The sequence below is a fragment of the Candidatus Zixiibacteriota bacterium genome (assembly GCA_019038695.1).
In the GTDB taxonomy this organism is placed as follows: domain Bacteria; phylum Zixibacteria; class MSB-5A5; order GN15; family FEB-12; genus B120-G9.
This window is the reverse complement of sequence record JAHOYZ010000048.1, coordinates 1-6,391: the sequence shown is the minus strand read 5'-3', so window position 1 is coordinate 6,391 and position 6,391 is coordinate 1. Positions and strand designations below refer to the sequence as shown.

Sequence of the window (6,391 nt, the reverse complement as noted above, 5' to 3'; positions counted from 1 at the left end):
AAAGCAGCATGAATAATATGGATACACACTTTTACACACAACTCTTGACATTACCGTTCGAATTGAATTTTCCATCCTCCACTTGCCAACTGCCTGTAACAGTGTTACATTATAGAATTGGACAGTACGTATTAGACAAGTACGACCTTTCATATAGAGGAGGCACTGCCTCATGTCCGGTCACTCAAAATGGGCAACGATCAAAAGGAAAAAGGGAAAAGCGGACGCCGAGCGCGGACGGATTTTTACTCAGCATATCAAAGAAATTACTATCGCAGCTCGTGAGGGCGGTGGTGATCCCGATGGCAACCCCAGGCTCAGAACAGCCATTGCGGCGGCCAAGGGATCAAACATGCCCGCCGACAACATCAAACGAGCTATCCTCAAAGGAACCGGTGAACTACCCGGGGTTGTTTATGAGTCGATCGTTTACGAGGGGTATGGCCCCGGTGGCGCAGCCATCTATATGGAAACCCTGACCGACAATAAAAACCGTACCGTCTCAGAAATCCGCCATTACCTCTCAAAATATGGCGGCAATCTCGGCTCCAATGGTTGCGTAGGCTGGATGTTTCACAAAAAAGGAATTATCGTCGTCGATATGGAAGCTTCCGACGAAGACACCCTGATGGAAATCGCTATGGATCACGGCGCTGAAGACCTCTCCTCCGAATCCGGTGCCTTTGAGATTATCACCCCCCCCGAAGCTATCGACGATGTCCGCCAGGCACTCGAAGACAAGGGTATTGAGATGGTCAGTGCTGTGGTGACAATGGAACCGGAGACATCGGTCAAACTGGAAAAAGAAAACGAGGTGTCCTCAATGCTCAAGCTGTATGAGTTACTTGAGGACCATGATGATATCCAGAAAGTCTATTCCAACTTCGACATCGACGAGACGCTGTTAGAAAAACTGGCTTAGACAGCATTAGCCCGCATTCGAATATGAACGGCAGACATCACGTCTGCCCTAACCATCTGTCATGCCGGACTTGATCCGGTATCCAGTCTTGTAGGTCAGAAGCCCTGCGCTCCTGCCGGAACACAGTCCTGTAGGGTTCCGTGGCGACAGACACCTCCGTCTGTCCCACTCGATATGTGACATACTCCCACCCCCTTTTTTGTTGAGTTCTCGCGCAATTACCCTTTGTTTGAAGTATGAGAGTACTTGGCATTGACCCCGGTCTCAACATCACCGGCTATGGCTTGCTTGAGGAAGCAGACGACAGGATCACTGTCCTTGAAGCCGGAGTTATCCGCACCAACGCGAAAGCCTACATGGCCGATCGGTTGCATGAGATAGCTCGTGAGATCGAAACGATAATCGACCAGTTCAAGCCTGAAGCAATCGCTATCGAAGATTTGTATTCGCATTATGGTCATCCGAAAACGGCCATCATTATGGGCCACGCCCGTGGAGTCGTTTTTCTCAAGGCTGCCGAAGCGGGAATAGAAATCATCCCCTACGCCTCTACGCGGGTCAAGAATTCACTCACAGGCAACGGTCGGGCCAGTAAACAGCAGATGCAACTGATGATCCGTTCCGCACTCGATCTGCCTGAAGTCCCCGAACCTCCCGACACCGCCGACGCCCTCGCCGTGGCGCTGTGTCATTTACGAGCTTTGGCCCACAACAGGATGGTGACCACATGATTAGCCGCATCAAAGGAATCCTCACCGAAGTCACCGAGGATAGAGCATTGGTCGAAAACGGTGGCGTCTTTTATGAAGTCTTGCTGCCCTCTGCGCTGGCGGATCGACTCAAAGAGAACGGCAAGATTGGAACCGAGATGCAATTCGAAACGATCCACTTTATTCAGGCCGGTGACCGAAAATCGAGTCACTACCCGAAGTTGGTTGGATTCACAAGCCGTATCGACCGTGAATTTTTCTCCCTGATGACCCAGGTCTCGGGGCTTGGCGTCAAGAAAGCTCTCAAGTCACTCGTTCTTCCGATCCGTGATATAGCATCCGCCATTGAAACGAAAGACGCCGCCCGGCTTAATCGTCTGCCGGGAGTTGGAGCAAGACTGGCCGAGAAGATCGTAGCCGAGCTGCATGGTAAAGTTGCCAAGTTTGCTCTTTCCAAAGAGACCGAAGCGCTATCAAAAGACAAAAAGAAACTCTCCACCGAGCCGTTTATCGAGGAAGCGCTTGAGGTTCTCTCACAACTTCAGTATACTCGTACCGAAGCCCAAAAGATGATCGATCTTGCTCTGCAAAACCTGCCCAACTTGGGTCAGCCCGAATCGGGTCAGCCTAAAATTGGTCGGGTCGAAGATTTGATTGCGATAGTATTCAGGAACGAACGACAGAAAGAGACCTGAAATGGCCCGCGAGCGAATTGTATCCGGAAACCAAACCCAACCCGATGAAGACCAGGCATTTGTCTCGTTGCGACCGAAGAGTCTTGATGAGTACATAGGACAGAATGAGTTGCGTGGCAAACTTCAAGTAACACTTGAGGCATCACGCCAGCGCAAAGAATCTGTCGAGCATATTCTCTTCTATGGCCCGCCGGGATTGGGCAAAACTACGCTGGCCCATATTATCGCTCATGAGATGGGTACCAAGATGGTTGCTACGGCCGGTCCGGCGCTCCAGCGAACCGGCGATCTGATGGGTATTCTCACCAATCTAAACGAAGGCGACATTCTTTTTATCGATGAAATCCACCGCCTCTCCCCCGTGATCGAGGAGTTTATTTACCCAGCTATGGAGGATTTCAAAGTCGATTTCGTGGTTGATAAAGGTGCCTTTGCCAAAGTCATCAACGTCCCGCTGAAGCAGTTCACATTGATCGGTGCTACCACGCGGGCCGGGTTGCTGTCGGCACCCCTGCGTGACCGATTCGGTTTGTATTACCATCTCGATTTCTACCCCCCTGAAGAATTGGCTCGAATAGCAGAAAGATCAGCCCGAATTCTTGGAACAACGATTCCGACTGATGCCGCAGGGGCAATTGCTGAGCGTGCCCGGGGCACACCACGAATTGCCAACCGTCTGCTGAGGCGCGTACGCGACTACGCCGATGTGAAAAATGACGGTGCCATCACAGCCAAAATTGCCGGCAAAGCGCTTGACGCCGAGGGGATTGATAATCTGGGTCTGGATGCGCTCGACAGGAAATTCCTTCAGGTCATTATTGAGTATTACAAAGGCGGTCCGGTAGGGGTTGAGGCTCTCGCCGCCACACTCAACGAAGAGTTGGATACGCTGGTTGATATGGTCGAGCCTTATTTACTAAAAACAGGTTTTGTGCGACGAACTAAGCGCGGCCGTATGGCTTCTTCAGAGGCTGCTAAACACCTCGGCCTGAACATACCTGATCCGGGCAGCCAGCAACGATTACTCTGATAACCAAAAAGGAACAGCAAACCCAAATGGACGAAGACTCACTCAAAGCTTTATGCCAATACGCTCAACAAGCGTCAGAGGATGATCTTGCGGACCCACAGAATATTGTAGCAATACTGACATCTGAGACGGTCAAGTTCCGTGACAAACTCAAAGATGAGACAGGAGAGATTCTGACTGTCGCTGATACCCGTTCTACCCTTGACGCCCTTACAACATTCCTCGTTTCCAACAGGTTACCCAACAACATCACTCCTACACAGAAAGAACTCGCCCAAATTTGGATTGAATGCCTGAGACACCCAAAAAATTGACCACAGCAGAACTGCTAACTGCGCACCAAATCTACAATTTTCTTGCCGACGAAGTTTCCAGAGCGTAACTTAGCCCATGAAATAAACTATACCTTTTTCAGGAGCCGTACCGATGAAAACACTGTCCAGTACATTCATAGTTCTTATTCTACTATCCTGTTTCCTGATTGGATGTGGTACAGACGTAGCCCAGGAAGGTGATAGTGTCCGGGTACGGTATATCGGACGGCTCGATACCGGCGAAGTTTTTGACAGTTCGCAAACAGATCTGCCGATGGTATTCTCGATCGGCGCCGGGCAGGTCATTCCCGGGTTTGACAAGGCTGTCACTGGTATGGCAGTGGGCGAAACCAAAACCGTGACACTACCTCCCGAAGACGCTTACGGGATGCCGGATTCAAACCTCACCCACCAGATGCTGATCAGTGATTTCCCTCCTGATATCACGCCCAGTGTTGGCCAAATACTGGATATGGGTCAACCGGATGGTCGTGCAGTGCAAGTCCTGATAGAGAACATCAAGGAAGACACCGTCTATCTCAATGCCAACCATTACCTGGCCGGCAAAACGCTGGTTTTCGACCTGGAGTTGATAGAGATAGTAAAATAGCCATTATCTCCAGACTGGCTGGCATCTTATCAGAACTTGACCTTGGCACAGAATTCTGCCCTTTAAGCTTGAATATTCCTTCTCCAGAGGAGTATCTTTTGTAAGAAGGAAGTATGATTAATGTGTTCAGATACGGCATTAGTACAACAGATCAAATCCGGTAGCAAGAAAGCTCTGGGGAAACTCGTCGAGCGACACAAGCATTCCGCCTACCGCCTGGCTATGGGACTGGTCGGCAATCGGGATGACGCCTTTGATATCTCTCAGGAAGCTTTCCTGCGTGTCTACCGGTCAGCTGGCACTTACGATGACAGCAAGCCGTTCCTGCCCTGGTTCTACACTATCGTGTCCAATCTCAGCCGGACCTGGCTAAGACGCCGTTCCAGCCGGGAAAACAAGATGGTGGATATGGATGATGTCTCTTTCCTGCTGGTTGATAATTCCACCCCGGAGAAAGAGGTCATGAGACGCGAATCTGTCACGCAGCTACGGAAAGCTTTGTTGGAACTTTCCTTCGATGACCGGGAGATTATTACTCTACAGCATTTTCGGGGAATGTCCTATGATGAAATCGCCGATTTACTCGGCATCCCAAGGGGGACTGTAATGTCACGGCTCTACTACGCCCGCAAACGTCTGGCCAAGCTAATGAGGGATAACGATGACTAACGATATCCGAAAACTACTGGCTGGTTATGTTGATGGCGAGCTAACCAATGAAGAGAAGATGGCTGTTGAACAAGCACTGGCTGAAAGCCCGGAACTGCAGACAGAGTTGGAGGAATTTCGGAAGCTGAAGGAGGTAACGGGAATGGCGCAGTACGCCGACTTGCCGGATGAAGTCTGGGAGACCTACTGGGAATCGATCTACAAGAAGCTTGAGCGCGGAATTGGCTGGATTTTCTTCTCCGTCGGAGCCATCGTCTTGCTCGGATTTGGGCTTTACGAAGTGTTCAGCCAGTTGTATCTTGATCCTGACGCGCCGCTCTGGACAAAGATTGGCCTGACCGCTCTGGCCGTTGGCTCGGCTGTACTGTTGGTGTCATTTGGCCGTGAGCGCTGGTTTGCTTACAAGAGAGACCGCTACGGAAAGGTACTTAAATGATTTTAGCCACCTGTGAGAATATCGCCGGCAAGAGAATTGTCAAAACCATCGGTCTGGTCAAAGGAAACACTGTTCGCGCACGACACATAGGTCGAGACATTGCCGCCGCATTTAGAGCCGTAGTTGGCGGTGAGGTCAACGAATATACCAAGTTGATCGCCGAATCGAGAGAACAGTCGATTGATCGAATGATCGAAGATGCCCGCTCCAGGGGCGCCAATGCCATTGTCATGATTCGTTTTGGCACATCCGCATTGATGAGTGGCGCGGCTGAACTGCTGGCTTACGGTACAGCTGTAGTTGTCAAGGACGAATAGGCACATCCCTTATTGAGACAGCGACTCAGCCAGAGTCGTCCTCGCCCAGAGTTCAACCACATTGCTCTTTGAACGCATCTCGGGCCTTTTGCCCCCGGACATTCCACCTCCTCCTTTGCGTCCTCCCATGCCACCCCGACCTCCACTCGGCATCCCGAAACCATCTCCCCCGCTACCAAACATGTCACGCCCGTCCAGAGACTTGCGATCAGACCCGCCCCACTTGATGCCAATCCCGGCTTTCTTTCCCGGCGATACATCAAGCCCGTAGTACCGTACCCTGCTCTCGGCTAAGGGCACACTGAATTCGTAGTTGAAAAATCCCTGGTCCATTGCAAACGCGACCGATGGCCCTTCTGATCCATCCATGACAATTGTCTTCTCAATGATGACGTCCTTGATAGCGCAGGTAAATGATTCCTGCAATGAATCCATGTTCTGACCTGCTCGCTTCCCAAACTTCTGATCGGAGAACGACTCGCCCCCCTGACGTCCTATCATCTGCCGCAGCTCATTGGGAGACGGACCGCCTCGATAGAATAATGAAAAGTCCTTGTCATTATTGCCATTCTCGTTGAGCCATAATGACAGACCAGAGGTACGGATAGACATAGCCCATTGTGGATCACGGAATCGCAACAATAAGTACAAGCGTTCATCGTCATTGGCCAGCCCTATAGTGTAGCCC

At 50.9% G+C, this 6,391-nt stretch carries 9 protein-coding genes; 8 read left to right on the top strand and 1 reads right to left on the bottom strand.

Translation table 11 applies throughout. From position 1 onward, the window contains the following. Positions 1-172: 172 nt before the first annotated feature. The 8 genes from KOO62_12705 to KOO62_12670 all read left to right on the top strand — a co-directional run bounded on the left by KOO62_12705 (position 173) and on the right by KOO62_12670 (position 5,703). Positions 173-922, top strand: coding sequence for a YebC/PmpR family DNA-binding transcriptional regulator (locus KOO62_12705; GenBank protein MBU8934842.1), 750 nt, complete (start codon positions 173-175; stop codon positions 920-922). Between the two features lie 236 nt (positions 923-1,158). Continuing rightward, positions 1,159-1,653 (top strand): crossover junction endodeoxyribonuclease RuvC, encoded by a 495-nt coding sequence (ruvC, locus tag KOO62_12700; GenBank protein ID MBU8934841.1) that lies wholly within the window; start codon positions 1,159-1,161, stop codon positions 1,651-1,653. Beyond that, positions 1,650-2,327, top strand: coding sequence for a hypothetical protein (locus tag KOO62_12695; GenBank protein ID MBU8934840.1), 678 nt, complete (start codon positions 1,650-1,652; stop codon positions 2,325-2,327). Before ruvC ends, KOO62_12695 begins: the two co-directional genes overlap by 4 nt. A 1-nt stretch (position 2,328) precedes the next feature. Continuing rightward, a complete protein-coding gene (gene ruvB, locus KOO62_12690; GenBank protein MBU8934839.1) occupies positions 2,329-3,357 on the top strand; it encodes a Holliday junction branch migration DNA helicase RuvB in 1,029 nt (342 codons plus the stop codon). A 426-nt stretch (positions 3,358-3,783) separates the two neighbouring features. Next, positions 3,784-4,281, top strand: a complete 498-nt coding sequence (locus tag KOO62_12685) for a peptidylprolyl isomerase (protein ID MBU8934838.1) — start codon at positions 3,784-3,786, stop codon at positions 4,279-4,281. Between the two features lie 120 nt (positions 4,282-4,401). Continuing rightward, on the top strand, positions 4,402-4,950 hold the full coding sequence (locus KOO62_12680) for an RNA polymerase sigma factor (protein ID MBU8934837.1): 549 nt from the start codon (positions 4,402-4,404) through the stop codon (positions 4,948-4,950). Beyond that, positions 4,943-5,386: a zf-HC2 domain-containing protein gene (locus tag KOO62_12675; GenBank protein MBU8934836.1), complete on the top strand. Its 444-nt coding sequence runs from the start codon at positions 4,943-4,945 to the stop codon at positions 5,384-5,386. Before KOO62_12680 ends, KOO62_12675 begins: the two co-directional genes overlap by 8 nt. Beyond that, positions 5,383-5,703 (top strand): heavy metal-binding domain-containing protein, encoded by a 321-nt coding sequence (locus KOO62_12670; protein ID MBU8934835.1) that lies wholly within the window; start codon positions 5,383-5,385, stop codon positions 5,701-5,703. The genes KOO62_12675 and KOO62_12670 overlap by 4 nt, the downstream gene beginning before the upstream one ends. Positions 5,704-5,712: 9 nt before the next feature. On the opposite strand, the gene KOO62_12665 is transcribed toward KOO62_12670, so the two are convergent. After that, on the bottom strand, positions 5,713-6,391 hold a 679-nt coding region (locus KOO62_12665), incomplete at its 5' end, for a hypothetical protein (GenBank protein ID MBU8934834.1).